At 54.4% G+C, this 17,981-nt stretch carries 10 protein-coding genes; 2 read left to right on the forward strand and 8 right to left on the reverse strand.

Annotation, left to right across the window (positions count from 1 at the left end; all coding sequences use genetic code 11):
* The first annotated feature begins 31 nt into the window (after window positions 1-31).
* Window positions 32-808, forward strand: a complete 777-nt coding sequence (locus FOV68_RS15985) for a CDP-diacylglycerol diphosphatase (RefSeq protein WP_143991208.1) — start codon at window positions 32-34, stop codon at window positions 806-808.
* Window positions 809-1,164: 356 nt separating this feature from the next.
* Window positions 1,165-1,749 (forward strand): DJ-1/PfpI family protein, encoded by a 585-nt coding sequence (locus FOV68_RS15990; RefSeq protein WP_031593688.1) that lies wholly within the window; start codon window positions 1,165-1,167, stop codon window positions 1,747-1,749.
* A gap of 123 nt (window positions 1,750-1,872) precedes the next feature.
* Here FOV68_RS15990 and FOV68_RS15995 read toward each other — a convergent pair whose 3' ends face one another.
* The 8 genes from FOV68_RS15995 to FOV68_RS16030 form a co-directional block, all read right to left on the reverse strand.
* Window positions 1,873-2,733 carry a ketose-bisphosphate aldolase gene (locus FOV68_RS15995; RefSeq protein ID WP_143991198.1) on the reverse strand — a complete coding sequence of 287 codons (861 nt, stop codon included), beginning with the start codon at window positions 2,731-2,733 and terminating at the stop codon, window positions 1,873-1,875.
* A 5-nt stretch (window positions 2,734-2,738) separates the two neighbouring features.
* The gene (locus tag FOV68_RS16000) at window positions 2,739-4,163 is read right to left on the reverse strand and encodes a PTS fructose transporter subunit IIC (protein ID WP_143991199.1); all 1,425 of its coding nucleotides are present in this window, start codon (window positions 4,161-4,163) and stop codon (window positions 2,739-2,741) included.
* A 107-nt stretch (window positions 4,164-4,270) separates the two neighbouring features.
* Complete coding sequence (locus FOV68_RS16005) at window positions 4,271-4,744, reverse strand: PTS sugar transporter subunit IIA (protein WP_022625347.1); 474 nt, start codon at window positions 4,742-4,744, stop codon at window positions 4,271-4,273.
* A gap of 18 nt (window positions 4,745-4,762) precedes the next feature.
* Window positions 4,763-6,280, reverse strand: coding sequence for a transcription antiterminator (locus FOV68_RS16010; protein ID WP_223565772.1), 1,518 nt, complete (start codon window positions 6,278-6,280; stop codon window positions 4,763-4,765).
* Between the two features lie 281 nt (window positions 6,281-6,561).
* Window positions 6,562-7,743 carry an HlyD family efflux transporter periplasmic adaptor subunit gene (locus tag FOV68_RS16015; RefSeq protein ID WP_031593683.1) on the reverse strand — a complete coding sequence of 394 codons (1,182 nt, stop codon included), beginning with the start codon at window positions 7,741-7,743 and terminating at the stop codon, window positions 6,562-6,564.
* Window positions 7,740-9,947, reverse strand: coding sequence for a type I secretion system permease/ATPase (locus FOV68_RS16020; RefSeq protein ID WP_143991200.1), 2,208 nt, complete (start codon window positions 9,945-9,947; stop codon window positions 7,740-7,742). Before FOV68_RS16020 ends, FOV68_RS16015 begins: the two co-directional genes overlap by 4 nt.
* Before the next feature lie 28 nt (window positions 9,948-9,975).
* Entirely contained in the window at window positions 9,976-11,235 is a 1,260-nt protein-coding gene (locus FOV68_RS16025) for a TolC family outer membrane protein (protein WP_227028346.1), read from the reverse strand.
* Between the two features lie 319 nt (window positions 11,236-11,554).
* Window positions 11,555-17,965 carry a BapA/Bap/LapF family large adhesin gene (locus FOV68_RS16030; protein WP_222104195.1) on the reverse strand — a complete coding sequence of 2,137 codons (6,411 nt, stop codon included), beginning with the start codon at window positions 17,963-17,965 and terminating at the stop codon, window positions 11,555-11,557.
* Between the last annotated feature and the right edge of the window lie 16 nt (window positions 17,966-17,981).

The raw sequence follows: 17,981 nt of genomic DNA on the forward strand, positions 1-17,981 counted from the left end.
GACCGGACGCCATCCGCTGAACGGGAAATTGTTGTGGCGATGCCGTTCTCTGCCACTGGTCATCGCGCTGCTACTGGTGGGATGCGCCCGCTCTGACGCGCTGTGGACGGTCACGCATGACCTCTGCATGAATAACTATCACTACCGTCGCGATCCGGCACCCTGCCAGCAAATCTATCTGCCGCAGGACAGCACGCAGGGCTACAGCATCATCCAGAATCCTCGCCACAGGTTGCACTTTATTCTGGTGCCGACGGTGGCGATGTCCGGCATTGAGAGCATTGCGCTGTCGCGCCCCGGGCGTCCTGACTATTTCGGCTACGCCTGGTTAATGCGCTATCGTCTGATGGCGGCCTATGGCACTAAAGTGCCTGAGGATCGGATCGGCATGGCGCTGAATTCCGCTTATGGCCGCAGCCAGAATCAACTGCATATTCATCTGACCTGCCTGCGGGAAGATGTCTATCGCCAGCTTCAGGCCGAGCGCCCCTATATTCATAATGACTGGCGACCCTTGCCCGACCGTTTGCTGAATCACACCTACTATGCCCGTCGCGTTATGCAGCCGACGGCGATGGGGATCTATCCTGTCTCCTCCGTGGCGCGCCATTTCCGGCTGTCGCCGCCGCAGCTGGCAGAGTCTGGTGTGGCGCTCATCCCGGCGACGTTTTCGGGAGAAAAAGGATTTATCCTGCTAACTACCCGGCGCGGCTGGGATAAGGGCAATCGGGCGTCCGTTGAGTCGCTACTGGATAAACGCTGCGCTATTCTTTCAACGCCACCGTCTGACGTTTCAGTCGGGAAGTAACTCAACCTTATCACCCTTAATCCTCCTCCGACCCAGCCACTCTGCTGTAATCAAACGCTCTGCCAGACAGAACCCGGCTGACGGGGACGATCGCCCGCGCAGAAAATCCAGCACATGGCTTATGCCGTAATGAAAGGCCAGCAGCCCGGCGACCCCGTTCTGCAAAGGTGGATGCGATCACCCGTGTGCTGCGTGAGAACAGCGCTCCCGCTTTCGCTCAATCCATCCAGTAGGATCCTGTCACGCACACATTATAAATCGCCTCTCTTAAACAGAGTCATCGACAGCGGTAAACTTCTGGTAGAATCCCAATAAATGAAACAGCGTTTCATTTATTTAAAATCATCGGAGGAAATATGTCCAAAAATGCAGCATTACTCCTGGCCACAGGATTTGAAGAAGCAGAAGCGTTTATTACTCTCGATATTCTCAGCCGACTAGGCATCACAGTCACTACCGTTGCCTGTCAGCCTCAGCGTGAGATCGTCAGTTATCACGGCGCCGTCATTAAAACAGATACGCTGATTGAAGAATTACAGGACTCACATTTATTCGATGCTCTGATCATGCCTGGCGGGCCTGAGGGTTCTAAGAACCTGGCCGCCAGTCCTGCTGTGGCTGCTTTAATCCAGAGACATGATGAAGCGGGAATGTTGATTGCGCCAATCTGCTCTGCCGCCGCCCGGGTGCTGGGGGGGAATAACCTGCTGAAAGGCCGTCGCTACACCTGCTCAGGCGAGCTGGGGCTTGAGGTAACAGATGGCGAATACGTGATGGAGGATGTAGTGGAGGATGGCAATCTGCTCAGTGGTCGGGGCCTGGGTGTCGCCTTCGATTTTGCACTAACGCTTGCTCTGCGCCTGACCGGGAATAAGGGTGCGGTCGATTTCCAGGCTGAACATATCTATTACCGTCCGTGGCTGAACAGGTCGCCTCGCTAAACGCTCCTGAATTTCAGTCAGCCGAACAGAGCGCTGATTGTTGTGATGCCAGCAAAAAGAGACACCGAATCCTCAGTGTCTCTTTGAATCGCCGCCGGGTTCCACTAACGACTGGTAACGGGCTTACCGATACAACGCCGCTTTTCCCACCGAACTAAACAGCGCCATCTTCGCCGCGACCACTTCACCTGCCGCCTGCATCGGTTTAACAAAGAGGGAATTAGGCTCGTGACCCCCAAGCTTCAGTTCCTGATCCAGCGCCACGAAGAACGCCTTCTTCATATCACTGGAGATATTGATTTTACCGACGCCATAACGAATTGATTCCGCGACCTCGCTGTCTTTGTTGCCCGAACCGCCATGCAGCACCAGCGGGATATCAACCACCTTACGGATCTGCTGCAGGCGCTCGATATCCAGCTTCGGCTGCTTCCCTTTGGGGTAGAGGCCATGCGAAGTGCCGATGGCGACCGCCAGCGTATCGGTGCCGGTCTCGCGCACAAAGGTCTCGGCCTGCTGTGGGTCGGTATAGAGAATCTCGTTACTGCCGCCTTCGCCGCTGCCTTCTGCTACACCGATGGTGCCCAGCTCCGCTTCCACAGAGACATTAATCGTGTGCGCTATCTCGACAATCTTCTTCGTCAGCGCAATGTTCTGCTCAAAAGGGTGAGAGGAGGCGTCAATCATCACTGAAGTAAAACCTGCGTAGATCGCTTTCATCACCTCTTCCAGCGAGCGGCCATGGTCCAGATGGATCACCACCGGCACACGTGCCTGAATTGCCAGCGTCCGCAGATAGCCAATAAATTCCGGGCCGGTGAAGGCCATCTCTTCAGGATGGATCTCCAGAATCAGCGGTGAATCCAGTCGCTCGGCAGTCTCAACCGCCACACGTCCAAACTCCGCGCTGGCGATGTTGAACGCGCCAACGCCAAACTGATGCTGTCGGGCAACGCTGAGCAGATCTTTCATGTTGTAAAGCATAGGTTTTATCCTTGTTTTGCAGGAACGGAGATATCTTTTTTCAGGAACAGCAGGATCAGCGCTGTCAGCAAACTGCCTGCGGCAATCGCAAACAGATAACCCATGACGTTGCTGATCACGTTAGGAATGAAGATGACGAAAATGCCGCCGTGCGGAGCGCGGGAAGCACAGCCCAGCATCATTGACAGGGCGCCCGCTAATCCGGAGCCCGCCACGATGGCCGGGATGACGCGCAGCGGATCGGCGACCGCGTAAGGGATCGCGCCTTCGGTAATAAATGACAGGCCGAGGATGTAGGTGACTTTGCCGGTTTCCCGCTCCTGCTCGGTAAATTTGCGGCGGAAGAGGGTGGTTGCCAGCGCGATGCCCAGTGGTGGCACCATGCCCGCCGCCATACAGGCGGCAATCGGTCCGTAAACCCCGCTCGACATCAGGCCAATCGCAAACATACAGACGGTTTTATTCAGCGGGCCGCCCATATCAAAGGCCACCATCATGCCGAACAGCAGGCCGAGGATGGCCGCGTTGGTGTTACCCAGCGAACTAAGGAAGCCGGTCATCCAGCCGAGCAGCATTTTGATCGGCTCACCAATCAGCAGCGCCATCAGTGCGCCGGTCAGCAGCACGCTTAACAGAGGCACGATTAAAATAGGTTTCAGCCCGGCGACCGCTTTGGGCAGATGGATATGGTTATTGATCAGCAGCGTGATGTATCCGGCCAGGAAGCCGGCAATCAGCGCGCCGAGAAAGCCGGAGCCGGTGTGGATCGCCATCATCCCGCCCACGGCACCCGCCACGATGCCCGCTTTGCCGCTGACAGACTGGCTGATCCCCAGCGCCAGAATCGGCAGCATCAGGGCAAAGGCGGAACCGCCACCGATGTCAGAGAGCATCTTCGCTATCGGGCTGAAGTTCGCGTCCCCTGGTGTGGCCGCCGTAATCCCGAATGAAAAACTCAGTGCGATCAGAATGCCGCCCGCCACCACAAAGGGGATCATCAGGTTCACGCCGGTGATCAGGTGCACATAAATCTCTGAAATCCAGGAGCGGGAACCCGACGCCTCGCGGGCACTGTTAGCCGGCTCAGATGCACTGGCCTGCGGCGCAGCGTCTACCAGCCTCGGAGCCAGTTCGCCGTTAACAATGGCGTTTAACAGGCCTTCAGCATCCTTCGCGGCACGGGTAACGGGCACCTCAATCACGTTTTTGTGCTGGAAGCGCGCCATCTCAACTTTTTTATCTGCGGCGATCAACACGACGTCCGCCCGATGAATATCGTCGTCGCTGAAAATATATTCGCTTTCAATCGCACCCTGGGTTTCAACTAATACATTCAGGCCCAGTTTTTTAGCCGCTTTTTTTAAATTACTTTCGGCAAGGTAGGTGTGGGCGACACCTGTAGGACAGGCGGTAATGGCAATAATGTTCATAAATGTTCTCCAGTGAAAATTTTATATTTATGTTTTTCGGTCTGAAGGGATGGCTACAACCTGGAATACCTCCTTTGTTTTTTATTGCATGCTGCTCTCCGGTTTATTCAGGCTCCCGATCGGGATAACAGTAAATGAAACATCTCTTCGCGATGCGGGACATTAAGTAATTGCTCGACGACATCTTCATCACCTAACGCGATGGATATTTTGGCGAGCATTTTGATATGGCCCACATCTTTATCGGACTCTTTTACCGCGAACAGAATAACCAAGCGTACTTTGGTACCGTCGATGGTCTCCCACGGAATATCCTGGCGTAAACGACCCACGGCAATGCGGGTTTTAGCGACGGCAGCAGATTTACCGTGTGGAATAGCAATATGATTTTCAAATCCGGTGGAGCCTAATTCTTCACGCAGATAAACATCTTTCAGGAATGCGGCTTTATCGGTGACGGCACCGGTCTGGCAGAGCAGGTCGGTCAGCTGAGAAATAATCTGCTCTTTGGTCTGGCAATCGACATCGAGAATAATGCACTCTTCTTTTAATACTTCGTTAATAGCCACGGCTGTCGTCATTTTGCTTCTCCATTATCATTAATTAATCGAATTCGATACCAGACACTCCGTTACTCTTGCGATATCTTTCGCCGAGAACAGGGCCGAGACATACACCACCGGTTTTTCCAGCGGCTCCAGCCGGATGGTGGAAATCACCACGTCACACTCATGTCGTTTCAGGGAGTCAGCAATATTTTTCCCTGGCACGATGTCGATAATCTTCCAGTCGGGAAAGGCACGGATAATCCGTCCGTAAAGCAGCTGCGAGGTACCCAGACCGCTGGAGCAGACCAGCAATACCCGTTTTACCTTGATGCTGTTTTCGATGGCTGCCTGAATATGCACCGTCAGGTAAGCCACTTCGTCATCACTGATCTCATCCAGGCTGTACTCCTGCGTCAGCTGGCTGATCACCGCTTTAACGGCGGCGAACACCGTGCCCAGTTCGGTCTGGATATCATGCAGCAGCGGATTTTTAATCCGGATATGATATCTGAGGCGGTTCAGCATCGGCTTGATATGCGAGGACAATGACGCCTGCAGGTTCTGGTCGGTAGTGATTTCAATGTTGATGCGCTGCGCCACCCGGGCGATCAGCGCCTCAGCAAAGCGGGTTTCACGCTCTGAAATCAGCGAGTCATCGTGCTGTGGTGACTCACCCCCCGCCTTACCGGAGGAGACCAGATACTGATAGATGGAGTGAGACTCCTCGGCCACCAGTACCGTGTTGTAGGCGGTCTCAATGCGCTCTATCACCGCCAGTGATACCTGCCATGCGTGATGGTCGCTGACCCGGTTCATCGACACCGCGCGGGCGTCGGTCCTGTGCATCGGCGAGTGACTCCGGTGGATCAGTACCAGAATATGCGTAAATAAATTGATGTAGTAAGGATCGCTTATCGTATATTGCAGCTGCTGTTCAATAAAATTAATTAATTGCAGGGTAAAATGGACAGCCTGCTGACCAAACTTCTCTGAAAGCTCCTGCAGCGTGCTTTCATCCAGACGGCTTTCCATCATGTCCTGACGGTTATAAATCGATTTTAACACCAGCGCTTTCATCGCCATGCGAATATTATGGTCACTGCCTTTTATGCTGGTTCCGACACGACTTTTTAATAAGGTTAAATCAAACTGATGTAACCATGCTTCTAATGTTTTCAAATCATTCACTATCGAAGCGCGGCTGATAAAATATTTATCCGCCAGTTCGCTGATGGAGGAACTTTTTGGTGACAGCATTAATAAATCAGACGCTATTTTCAGCATCCTGAAGTTGCTGCTGAAATCATCCACCTCGGTTGAGAAAATCCGGCGCGCGGCTATTTCGGACTGCGCGTCAGCGAATTTAATTGTGATCCCTCTCCCACTTTTTCCGCTGAGATTGATTCCCTGGTCAGAAAGTTTTTCGTTAATATCGGCGATGTCGCGGCGCAAGGTTCGGGTGGTGATTGCTGTTTTTTCTGAAATAGCGTGCAGGCTCACATAACTGTTATGAGAAATAAGCTGTCGCATAATCGTCAGTTGCCGTTCAGTCAGCGCCTTCATCATCATCAGGTTCCGCTTAATCTGTTATTCGCCTTGTCAGTTATCATCTAAGCAAAGGCACTATGCCATGTAAATATTAAAACATGGCCACAACTAAGTGGTCAGGCTGACCACCCAGCCGCAGTTTGCTGAAATAATGTCTGAAAAGATGAAACAGAGAAAAGCGCCAGAGGAGAGGGGATCAGAGGGAAAGGTGGCCAGGTCGCCATTACTGATTAATGCGCTTCGTCACTAAAAGTGGAAGTGGCTGCCCAACCCATATCGGCAGCCACCCATGCTAAACACACTTACCTTTCGCGCAGCGCTTCCTTCGCGCGGTTCAGCGGTTTCATCAGATACTCCATGATGGTTTTACTGCCGGTGTGAATCTCGCCCATCGCGATCATGCCGGGATAAACCGGAAACTTTTTGCCCTTTTTATTGACCAGATAATCCTTATCGGTGCGGATGTAGACGCGGTAATAGTACTGGTCGCGATGGACTTCATCCTGGATGGTGTCCGGTGAAATAGAGGCCACTTTACCTTCCAGACCACCATAGATGTTGTAGTCATAGGCCGTGAGCTTCACCACGGCACGCTGGCCGGGCGTGATAAAGGCGACATCGCGCGGAGCAATCTGCGCCTCAATCATCAGTTGCTCATCCAGCGGCACAATCTCCATCAGATTGCCGCGCTGTGGGATAACGCCGCCAACCGTATTGACCTCGATATCTTTAACAATGCCTCTGACCGGCGTAACAATCACCGTGCGCTTCAGCGAGTCAGCGCGTCCGATAATAATGGAGCGCTGAGACGCCGCTTCGGCATTGGCTTTCGCCAGCTCTTCACGTGCCTGAACGATATAGTGGTTCTCAGCGTCGTTGAGCTTGTTTTGCAGATCGTTCGCCTGGCGTTTCAGCCGCAGCACTTCCACATTACTGGCCGCGCCTTTAGCCACCAGCGAAGAGGTCAGCCGCAACTCGCGGTTGATCAGCTCCAGCGCTTCGGTCAGGCCGCTGATGGTCTTGCTGTAGTTTTCACGGCGCGACTGATAAAGCGCGGTTTCAGCAGCCACCAGTGGCGGATCGGCTAATACCTCTGGCGGAAAGATCAGAGGTGTACCAGCGGTCTCAGCCTGTAAGCGGGCCGCCGTCGCCAGCGCGGCACGTAACCGTGAGGTGCTCTCCTGTACGCCGGAGTCAATCTGGGTCGGATCCAGCAGGGCCAGTACCTGACCCGCCTCAACCACATCGCCTTCGTGAACCTTCAGCTCTTTCAGGATCCCGCCCTCCAGCGACTGAATAATTTGCTCGTGTGAGCTTGGCACTACTTTGCCGACACCGACGGTAACTTCATCCAGTTCGAAGTTCGAGGCCCAGATAAAGAACAGCACCAGCATGATCAGCACCGACAGGATGATCAGACCGCCAGAAGAGACCCGCTTACGGGAACGCTGATACTTCTTTTTACGGAATAAGGAGAAACTCATACCTGTGCTCCCTGCGGTTTAACGTTCACTTTTCCCTGATGCGGCGCTGCGCTGGCCTCGGGCCTGGTGATAAGCATCTCGGCTTTCGTTCCATCCCGCGCAATCCTGCCTTTGTCGATCAGCATGATGCGATCAACCAGCTGCAGTACCGCCGGACGATGAGTGGCGATAATCAGCGTCCGGTTGCCCATCCACGTCATCAGCCGCTCAATCAGATGTTTTTCCGCGCTATCATCCAGCCAGGCGGTAGGCTCATCCAGCAGCAGTACGCTGGGCTGGCGGAGCAGGGTGCGTGCCAGCAACAGCTGCTGACGCTGACCGCCAGACAATCCTTTGCCGCCCTCCTGCAACAGGTAATCCATGCCCTCCGGCAAGCGCTGAATAAAGTCGAGTGCGCCGCTGATCTCCAGGGCCTGCAGCATCTCCTCTTCGGTCGCCAGCGGCATGCCCAGGCGTAAGTTCTCACGGATCGTGCCGTAAAAAAGGGAGGAGGTCTGGGTAAGCAGCCCGACGTCACGCCGCACATCCAGCGGATCGATAGAGGAAAGCCGCACACCATCCAGCAGCAGTGCGCCTTCGCCCGGTTGCAACAGGCCCGCCATCAGTTGCAGCAGCGTCGATTTACCGGAACCATTACGCCCCAGCAGCGCCACTTTCTCACCGGCTTTAATCGTCAGCTTTTTCACCGTCAGCACCGGGTCAGGGGCGTTCGGGTCGTAGCGATAGATGACGTCGGAGAGGGCATATTCGCCGTTAATGCGCGGACGATGAACCCGGATGCTGCGCTCTGGCTGATCGACCTCACTGTTAAGCAGGTTCTCCAGTCCTTCACGCGCCACTTTGGCCTGCTGCCAACGGCCAAATATCATCGCCAGTTGTCCCAGCGGTGCCATCATGCGTGACGCCAGCATCGAGCAGCCGATTAACACGCCGGTAGAGAGGTCGCCACTCATGGCAAAGAAGGCACCCACCAGCACCACGCCCACGTACGCAATAGTCTGGACTTCGCTGGTCCAGCTCATCAGCAATCCGCTGATAAAACGCTGCTTCTGCGAAGATTTACTGATTACCTCGTTGAGGTGATTCCACTGGTTCTGAAAGTAGGGCTCTGCGCGCAGCAGCTTGATGTCATCCATGCCCTGTACGGTCTCAACCAGCATGGCGCTGCGAACCGCAGACTCGCGCATGGTCGCTTTGGAGAGCTTCGCCAGCGAACCCTGTGCCAGCAGGCCCGGAATAACAATCAGCGGAATCGCTGCCAGCGGAACCAGCACCAGCCATCCACCCAGTAACCAGAGGATAAAGAGAAAGATGATTAAAAAAGGCAGATCGGCAATCGCAGAAATGGTGGTCGAGGTAATCAGTTCACGGATCTGTTCCAGCTCACGGATCTGAGCAATAAAAGAGCCGGTGGATTTGGGCCGCTGATCGTTACGGATACGCAACGCGTGACCAAAGACGCGGTCGGAGATGCGCAGATCCGCACTTTTACCGGCCATATCAGAGATATGCGTGCGAATAATGCGCATCACAAAAACGCAGGTCAGGGCGATCATTACGCCACCGAACAGCACCCAGAGTGAGGGAACGGACTGGGAAGGGATCACCCGATCATACACCTGCATGGTGAACAGCATCGCGGAGAGACCCAGCACGTTGGAGATCAGCGACGCAAACATCACGTTTACATAGGCTGGCCACTCCCGAAGAATGGTCTGCCACAGCCAGTCAGCACGATGCGGCTTGATATAGTCATCTACCCGCGCATCCGGCACCGAGGACTCCGGCTTCGCCAGCAGTACGCGCTGCGCATGCTGCGACAGCTCTTCAAGACTCAGCGTGGTCTGCAGCTGTTTTTCGCCGCTCAGCATCACGCTGACTTTGTCTTCTTCGCCTGCCGTGGTGATGACGCCGACGCCGCGGGGACCAAAATCGACGATCAGCGGCATCCGCCAGGGATCGAGCTGATCCGGATGAAATTCATCAAAAATGATCAGCAGGCCGAGCTGGCGGGCCATATTTTCAATCAGCGCATCCTGTGAAAGATGCTGCATATGCCATTCCGCTTCCCCTTTCACCCGTTCAGGTGAACCATCAAGCCGGTAATGTTTAGCCACCAGCAGCAGCGCTTCAAGCCAGGGGGTATAAGCCTTTTTTGCCTCAGGCTGGGCTGAAGCACTCTCCCTGTCAGATATCGTGTTCATTATCGTCTTCTCTTCGTTGCTGACAGAATTACGGCGCAATGCGCAGTCCCTGGATCACTTTATTATTTAAATCAAACGCGTCGCGGGCCATTCCGGTCACCACCAGATAATTAACGGAGGAGGCCCAAAGATCGCAACGGGCGTTAATTAAATCCTGCCGGGCGCGACTTATTTCCTGTTCGGCATTGAGTAAGTCGAGAACATTTCGATTACCTAAAGATAAATATTGTTCCCGGTACAGAGCGCGCGTTTCCATAATGGTTTTCATCCGGCTGCTCAGCAAAGTGATATTTTTTTGCAATCCTTTAACGCTCTGGAAATAATTTCGCTGCTGATCGCTAATCTCCAGTTTCTTACTGGCAATAGTGGTCCTGGCTGCTTCCAGCGCTCTGGCACTGGCGCTTTCCTGCGCCACTAATGCGCCGCCCTGATAAAGGGTGCTGTTCACCGAAAGATAAACGTTCTGGTACTGGCTATGGCGCTGATAATCCGCAATGTCGCCGATATATTTATTGGTGTTGGCTTCAAGCGATAAAGTGGGGTAGCGCTGCGCTTTGTAATTACGTAACTCTGCCAGGGCGACGGCAGCATCTGCCTGGGCCACTAAAATGGTCGGGTTACGGTTTAAATCGATCCGGGCGCTCTGACGCTCAATCAGGGGCAACAGGGAGACCGGCGCGGATATTTTCTTCTCTGCGACCGGCTGACCGAGTAGCGATTGCAGATGGTATTTCTGCTGCTCCAGTTTGATTTCCAGATCCAGCTGTGACGCCTGGGCGGCTTCAACGCGTGCCTGGGCCTGAACCGGATCCACACGGGTGCTGGCCCCGGCCTCGGCGCGCATTTGCGTCAGTGCCAGGATGTCACGCAGTGCTTTTACCTCTTTTTTTGCATTATCAAGCAGCTGCGTTGATCGATAAACCTCATTCAGTGCCAGTGCGGTCTGCTCAATAATGGTGTCGATCTGCATCAGGACCGTGGCCTGCTGGCGCAGATATTTCGCGCTGGCCTGATCGACCGCGCTGCCGGTTTTACCAAAGTCGTAGAGCATCTGAGAAAGGCCGACGGTCGCGATATGGCCGCTGCCTTCATCCTGCTGTCGACCCGTGGTGATGCCCGCTTTTATGGCGGGCAGATAGCCCGCTTTCGCGGCATCAATGGTGAATCCTGATGACTCCAGCGTCGCAATGCTGCTGCTGATGGAGGGGTGATGATTAACCGCCAGTTGAATGGCCGCCTGCCAGTCAGCCGGAAAGCTGTCAGCCCCGTTTGATTCTGCAGGCTGCATATCAATTTCTGCCGGATTAATTTGTAATTTATCTGCCAGCGCAGAACCGCCCGCAGGTAAGGTTCCGGGATCGGGCGTTTTAGAAAATACGCCCCAAAAGCCGGACGGGGCTTCATTTATTGAAGGCTCACTTGCAGAAAATAGTTTTTTATCTGCAGCAAAAGAAGAGTGGGTAATAAAAATACAGTGCAAAATGATAATTATTTTTTTCATGATATTTTAAAAGTTAAATATACCTCAGTCATAAAAGTCGGCTTAGCGCGCGGGGAAAGAGCAGGCTGGTATAAATAACCCAGCCTGCTTTTAATGCGGATTTTAATTATCCGATGGTTACATCGTCTTCAATATATAACTGTACCACGGAGCCATCGGCTGCAGAACTGGTGTAATGGTTATAGTTAACCCCATTTGCCACTAATCCTTCCGCCTGCTCCCAGTTACCATTGAGCGTCACCGTGTCGCCATTTTCCCCTCTGACAAATAACGTATTATCGTTATCCGTTACCTTCAGCAGACTTTCTGCACTGACCACCAGATTGTCTTTTCCGGCGTCCGTCATCAGGTCGATGGTTTCAATATTATTGACCCTGGCCGAGATATCACTGAGGTTCAGCGTACCTGTGCCATGCCAGGCCAGCGTATCGTTACCATCAGCGCCGTTGATTGAGATGAAATCGGTGTCATAGACTTCGAAAACATCCGCACCGCTGGTGCCGGTGAAGGTAATTTCGCCACCCGCGCTGCCATCAACATCAACCCCCAGGTTAAAGCTCAGAGAAGCATTGCTGCCGTCTGACAGGGCATAGGTGAAAGTGTCAGTGTTACCGCTGTGCGCAAACGCATCATCCACCACGTAGCTGTAGTGACCCGCCTCATCGATAACCAGCGTGCCATAGGCGCCTTTAACGCTGACGGCACTGTCGTCGGTAATCGCGGTGGTTTCACCATTCAGGCTCACCGATACCACGGTCAGATCGGCTGAGACATCCGCTATGGAACCAGCAAGGTGCTCTGTCACTTCGTTGAAGTGCAGGCCCTGCTGAACATAGAGTTTGACTGCCGAGCCATCCAGTGCCGTGCTGGTGTAGAGGGTGTAGGTAATGTTATTCAGCGTTTCCACGCCGTTAACGGTCCACACGCCCTGCAGTGAAAGGGAGTCATTGCTGCCACCCCTGACATACAGCACATTGCTGGCATCAGTGATTTTCTCAATATCATCGGCACCAATCAGCAGCGCCGTTGCCTGGGCGTTGTCCTGCAAATCGATGATTTCGATATTGTTCACTTTGCCCGCGATCTCACTGAGGTTCAGCTCGCTTGCACCATTCCAGACCAGCGTATCCTGACCCGATTTACCATCCACCGAGGTGAACTGGGTGTCGTGAACGGTGAAGCTGTCATCGCCAACGGTACCGGCAAAGATCAGCGCACCACCTTCCGATCCATCCACGGAAACACCCAGCGTCATCACCAGATTTTTGGTGGTGCCGTCCGCCAGAATGTAGGTGAATGAATCTTCACTGCCGGTCAGTTTGATCACCGAGTCACTGTTCAGCGTGTAGGTATAACTCCCATCGGTATGAATCGTCAGCGTGCCGTAGGTCCCCGCAATGGTGGTGCCCGCTGCGGCCACCAGCGTGTAGCTTGCGGCACCGGTCACAATACCCGCGGTTATCGATTTCACCAGCAGTGAACTGTCACTGGCGCTGTCGCTGGTAAAGACCGAGCCATTGACGCTGGAGCTGGTGCTGACCTTATAGTCGGTAGTGCTGACGATATTCACTGCCACTTTCACGGTGAGCGCGTCGTAGTTGGTTGACCACAGGAATCCAGGATGTCCGGACTGCGTGCTGTCGACCACGATGCGATAGGTTCCCGCACTCTGGCCTTCCAGCGAAACATTCAGCGGACTGCCGCTGGTAACCGCCTGAGTGCCGCTGGTCACGTTGTCCCAGCGCAGCGTCTGCTCGTTATAAACCTGCAACGACCAGTTCACCGAAACGGTATTGCTGGCATTGATCGACGCCCCGGTCACGCTGACGTTAATCTCCTGCAGATCGCTGATGCTGTTAACCGTGAAGCTCTCACTGGTGAAGCTGCTGGTCGCAGTGTTCATCGTGGTGGTCTGCGCCACGCTGTCGCTGAGCAGAGCAACGTCGCCCGTGACATCGGCCGCATTGTTTTCAGGCGCGGTTTCGGTGCTGCTCAGTTTCATGTCACGATCAACATAGAGGTTCACGGTCTGACCATCGGCGGTGGTGCCGACGTAATGAACGTAATCCACATTGTTGACCACTTCACTGCCAGAGAGCGTCCAGCGACCGGAGAGGGTCAGTGTGTCTGTGATGGCACCTTTAACAAACAGCGTGTTATCAGCATCAGTGATATCCGCTATGTTTTGCGTGGTGACAACCAGATTATTAACCGCGCTGTCATTAACCAGCTCAATCTCTTCGATATTGCTGATTTTCGACTGCAGATCGCTGAGCGTCAGTGTGCCTGTGCCGCTCCACACCAGCGTATCCAGACCTTCACCCCCATCAATATGGGTGAAGCTGCTATCACTCACGTTAAAGATATCGTCGCTAGCCGTACCTGTTACATCCTGCGCAGCGGTAACGGTATATTCCGTTCCATTCTGGCTATCCGTATAGGTGGTTGAAGAGAGATTAACCCCCTGCTGCACGTAGATATCGACCACTGTTCCGGCAGCCGTCGTGCTGGTGTAGTGCGTGTAGGTGATGCTGTCGACGATTACCGTGCCACTGTCGACCCAGGTGCCTTGCAGCGTCACGCTGTCGCCAGCGATGCCTTTGATATACAGCGCATTACTTTCGCTGGTGACATCTTCTACGCTCTGCGCATCCAGCACCAGATTGTCGCTGCTGGTGGTTGAGGTCAGCATGATCGATTCGATATTACTGACTTTCGCTGCGACGTCGCTTAAGACCAGCTGGCCATTGCCATGCCACGCCAGCGTGTCGTCGCCAGCCGCACCATCTACCGAGGCGAAGTTAGTGTCATACACATCAAACACATCGTCTGCCTCAGTGCCGTGGAACACCAGCGCACCGCCGTTGCTGCCGTTAACCTCAACGCCCAGATGGATCGTGACGGTGGCAGTAACGACCTCACCATTGGCACCTTTCAGCGCATAGGTGAACACGTCTTCAGAGCCGGCTGGCAGTGTGGTGGTGGCAGGGGTGTAGGTATAAGCCCCGTTGTTATAGATCACCAGGGTGCCATACTGACCCGCAATGGAGACGCCACTTTCGGTGACCCAGGTATAGCTGTCATCGATCGTCACATCGCTGGTGCTGTCACCGGCTTTGGCATAGATGCGGGTGTAGATAGAACTCAGCTTATCAACCGCACCGTCTGTGCCTTCATCGGTCAGCACGTTGCCAGTGGCGAGTTCATTCGCGGTGATGACGTAGTCCGTAGTGCTTAAAACATCCACGTTCATGTTCACTCTGATCGTGTTGGTTGCCCCCGTTTTGGAGACAGCAATCCGATAGGTTCCTGCTTCAGAAACCAGAGAGGACATGTCGGTGAGAAGCAGCACTTCGTCACTATGGTTGCCCGCTTTCACCACTAACTCGTTGGTGGTTACCGTTGACCAGCTTCCGTCTTCTCCCAGTTTCTGGACTTCGTAGACGAGAGTCATATCCTGCGAGAAGTTATTGCCCCAGAAATCATATTGCGTTGAGAGCTTAAACTCGCCGGTCACAATGTCATCTGCAGAATTCAGCGTGAATGAGTCGGTGTAAATGGCTGCACTCTGTGCTGTCAGCAGGGCTTCGGGCATCGTGTCACTGGTTTTGTTGTAAATCACCGTAACGCTGGCATTTGCCTCGTTACTGGAAGCAATGTCGGTGATCGCTGCCGCCGTGGGATCGGTTGGATCCCAGCTCAGATCCAGAGCCGCATTGGTGGTACCAATCTGCACGTGAATCTGGGCGGATGAACTCTGGCCGGTGGCAGAGTCGGTAATGGTATAGGTAAAGGAATCTACCTTACCGATGCTGTCCATGGACGAGATCGGGGTATAGACATAGCTGCCATCGGCGTTGATGACCAGCGTGCCATACTGACCCACCAGCGTGGCGGTTTTGGTGGTGGCATCCAGCGTGACAGATGTCACGGTGCCATCACTGCTGGTCACGCTCGCCGCACTCACTGAGGTATAGGCGCTGTGCGGAATACCATCTGCACCATAGACGGTATCGACATCCGTGATCACATTGCCGGTTGCCGTGGTGTAGTCGGTCGGCGTGCCCTGTTCCGCCAGCGTATAGACGGTTTTAGAGGCGTTCAGATTAAAGCTCGCACCGACGTTAATACCGCCGGTGGTATAAACCAGCTGATACTGGCCAGCAGTCAGACCGGTGAGCGTGATGGTGGAAGTTGATGCGCCCAGTCCAAACAGTCCAAACAGGTTTCCGCTGTTCTCTTCGGAAACGGTGACCCAGGTGCTGGTGGACGAATCATACTTCTGCAACACCAGCGTTGAGGAACTGGCGACATTAAGGAAAGCGGAAGAGGTCGCTGTAACATCAAGATCGATAATGGTGCCATCGGCGACCACAATCGGATCACTGACAATCTTATTGTTAAACGACACTAATCCGCTGTCTTCCAGTACTGTCCCCAGATCCTGACTCACATCAACCGGATAGGTAAAGCCGACCGCTGCACCTGAGCTGACATTATCGGAGGCGGTCAGCACAATCGCCTGCACATTCAGATCCAGAGCGTCAGAAGGCGCGCTGCTGTTACCTGCCGCATCTGTCACGGTAAAGGTCACTTCATGCGTGCCGTCATACAAACCGTCTTCAGCGGTAAATTTCCAGCTGCCATCATCAGCAACGGTAGTTTCGCCGACGATCTGACCTTTGTCATAGATCGTAACGGTGGCACCAGGCTCAAGATCGCTGCCGCTGAAGGTGAGTTTACTGTCGCTCTGGGTTTCGGCTGTATTAATAGCCGCGCCCACTTCATCGGTGATCACCACCGCAGCAATGTCCACACCTTCAGGTGCAACAGAGTCCACGACATAACTGACAGCGTCAGATTCACCGCTGCTGTTACCTGCCGCGTCGACTGTCTCAAACGTAAAGCTATGATCACCATCAGTCAGCGCTTCAGACGGCGTGAAAGACCAGCTGCCATCGTCGGCAACCTGAGCTTCACCCAGTACCGTACCATTATCGCGAACGATAATAGTGGTGCCCGCTTCCTGGCCTGAGGCGCTAAAGGTCGGTGTGGTATCACCGATAGCGCTGCCAGCGACTAACGCATTGCCTGCATCATCTGAGACCACCATCGCGGCCACATCAATGACCTCTGGCGCAACGGTGTCGACCACGACGTTAACGGTGTCGCTGCTGGTGTTGCCTTCCGCATCCGTTACAGTCACGATTAACGCATGGTCACCTTCAGCCAGGGCTGCTTCAGGCGTAAAGCTCCAGCTTCCATCTTCGGCAACCACGACACTTCCCAGCACGGTTTCACCATCGGCGATAGTCACTGTGGTGCCTGGTGTCTGATCTTTTCCGCTAAACGTCGGGGTGGTGTCATTTATGGCATCGCCATCAACAATCACGCGTCCTGCATCATCGGTAATTACGACACCGGTGTTAATGCCTTTGGTAGCTGAGACTGAGAGATCCAGTGCCTCAGACATGCCACTGCTGTTGCCGACTGCATCGGTGACTTCAAATGTAAAGTGATGATCGCCATCGTCAAGTGCGGTTGATGGTGTAAACGACCAGCTGCCATCCTCATTCACCGTCGTTTCACCCAGTACAGTTTCACCGTCACGAATAACAACGGTGGCTCCTGCTTCGAGATCTTTGCCACTGAAGGTCGGCATGTTTTCAGAGGTAACATCCGCGGCGGTAATCGCATTGCCATCTTCATCGGTCAGCGCCACCGTAGTGATATCAACCCCATCTGGCGCGGTGGTATCAATCGTGACGTTGAAGATGCCGTTATTACTCACACCTTCTGAATCAGTAACAGTGACCTTGATAGCGTGCGCACCTTCAGCCAGTGGGTTTTCCGGCGTGAAGGTCCAGCTTCCATCTTCACCAACGGTCACGGTGGTCAGCGTCGTTTCGCCATCAGCGATGACGATATTGGTTCCCGGTTCGAAGTTTTTACCGTTGAAGGTTGGGGTGCTGTCACTAACAGTGTCGCCATCCAGAATAGCGGTACCGTTATCATCAACGATCTCCATAGACGGCGCGGTTTGCACCACGACATTAATGGTGTCATTGACCGCGTTGCCGCTGGCGTCGGTGCCGTCGATGACCAGCGCGTGCTCGCCGTCGGCCAGCGGGGTTTCCGGCGTGAAGGTCCAGCTGCCGTCCTCGCCCACGGTGGCGGTGCCGAGCTCGGTGTCGCCGTCGGAGACGGTCACGGTGGAGCCGGGCTGCATGCCGCCGCCATTGATGGTCGGGGTGCTGTCGCTGGTGGTGCTGCCGTCGGCGATTGCATTACCGGCGTCGTCGGTGAGGCCCGGCGCGGTGGCGCTGGTGTCGACGTTTACGTTCACGGTGTCACTGACCGCGTTGCCGTTCGCATCGGTGCCGTCGATGACCAGCGCGTGCTCGCCGTCGGCCAGCGGGGCGTCAGGGGTAAAGGTCCAGCTGCCGTCCTCGCCCACGGTGGCGGTGCCGAGCTCGGTGTCGCCGTCGGAGACGGTGACGGTGGAGCCGGGCTGCATGCCGCCGCCGCCGATC

It is taken from the genome of Pantoea sp. paga (assembly GCF_007558755.1).
GTDB classification, from domain to species: domain Bacteria; phylum Pseudomonadota; class Gammaproteobacteria; order Enterobacterales; family Enterobacteriaceae; genus Pantoea; species Pantoea agglomerans.